At 58.8% G+C, this 1198-nt stretch carries 1 protein-coding gene; it reads left to right on the top strand.

Going from position 1 to position 1198, the window contains the following annotated elements; all coding sequences use genetic code 11:
• The first annotated feature begins 71 nt into the window (after positions 1–71).
• A protein-coding gene (locus ACK8OU_RS20215; protein WP_410305125.1) for an IS3 family transposase occupies positions 72–1159 on the top strand; the annotation gives its coding sequence in 2 pieces (ribosomal slippage) (positions 72–318 and positions 318–1159; 1089 coding nt in all).
• Positions 1160–1198: the final 39 nt, after the last annotated feature.

The raw sequence follows: 1198 nt of genomic DNA, 5'->3' as shown, positions 1-1198 counted from the left end.
GGTAATCCCCCCCGAAAGTAAGGGGCTGCATAAGTAGAATTTTCTCGGCAAGATGAACGAGGAGATTCTGAATGAAGACAAGCAGATACACTGAGGCGCAGATCCTCGCGATCCTGCGGCAGGCCGAAGGCGGGATGCCGGTTGCCGAGCTGTGCCGTGAGCATGGCATGAGCAATGCGTCGTTTTACAAGTGGCGGGCGAAGTATGGCGGCATGGACGCGTCGCTGATCAGCCAGATGAAGGCCATTGAAGAGGAGAACCGGCGCCTGAAGCGGATGTATGCGGACCTCAGCATGCAGGCCGATCTGCTGAAGGAGGCCTTGGGAAAAAAATGACGCGGCCATCTCAACGCCGCGAGATGGCCGAGAAAGCAGTGGCGCGTCACCAGGTCAGCATTGCGCTGGCCTGCCGTGCTTTTGGCGTCAGCGAGACCTGTTATCGCTACAGTCCGAAGCTGAAGGACGAGAACGAGGAGATCGCCGACCTTCTGGTCGGTCTGACGGACGCCCGCAAGACCTGGGGCTTTGGCCTCTGTTTCCTGCATTTGCGCAACGTGAAAGGCCATCCTTGGAACCACAAGCGGGTCTATCGGATCTATTGCGCGCTGGAGTTGAACCTGCGGATCAAGCCGCGCAAACGGCTGAAGCGGGACAAACCCGACGCCCTGGCCGTGCCGGATGCGCCCAACATGACCTGGTCCATGGACTTCATGGCGGATCGCCTCGGCGATGGCCGACAGTTCCGGCTGCTGAACGTGCTGGATGATTTTAACCGCGAAGGGTTGGGCATCGAGGTCGACTTTTCCTTGCCAGCGGAACGGGTCATCCGGAGCCTTGAACGGATCATCGAATGGCGCGGCAAGCCCGGCACCATAAGGGTAGACAACGGCCCCGAATACATCAGTGGCAAGCTGCTGATCTGGGCCGAGAAAAAGGGCATCACGATCCAGCACATCCAGCCCGGACAACCTCAACAAAACGCCTACATCGAGCGCTACAACCGCACCGTCCGGCATGAATGGCTCGACCAATACATCATCGAAAGCATCGAGGAGGCACAGGACCACGCCACGCAATGGCTCTGGACTTACAACAACGACCGCCCGAACATGGGCATCGGCGGCATCACACCCGCCCAGAAACTGAAGATGGTCGCGTGAATTCTACGGATGCACCCCGCTAGAAATGGGGGGATTACC

The organism is Pontitalea aquivivens (assembly GCF_046507575.1).
Taxonomy (GTDB): Bacteria; Pseudomonadota; Alphaproteobacteria; order Rhodobacterales; family Rhodobacteraceae; genus Pontitalea; species Pontitalea aquivivens.
The sequence above is the reverse complement of the archived record's forward strand: the minus strand, read 5'-3'. Positions and strand labels throughout refer to the sequence as shown.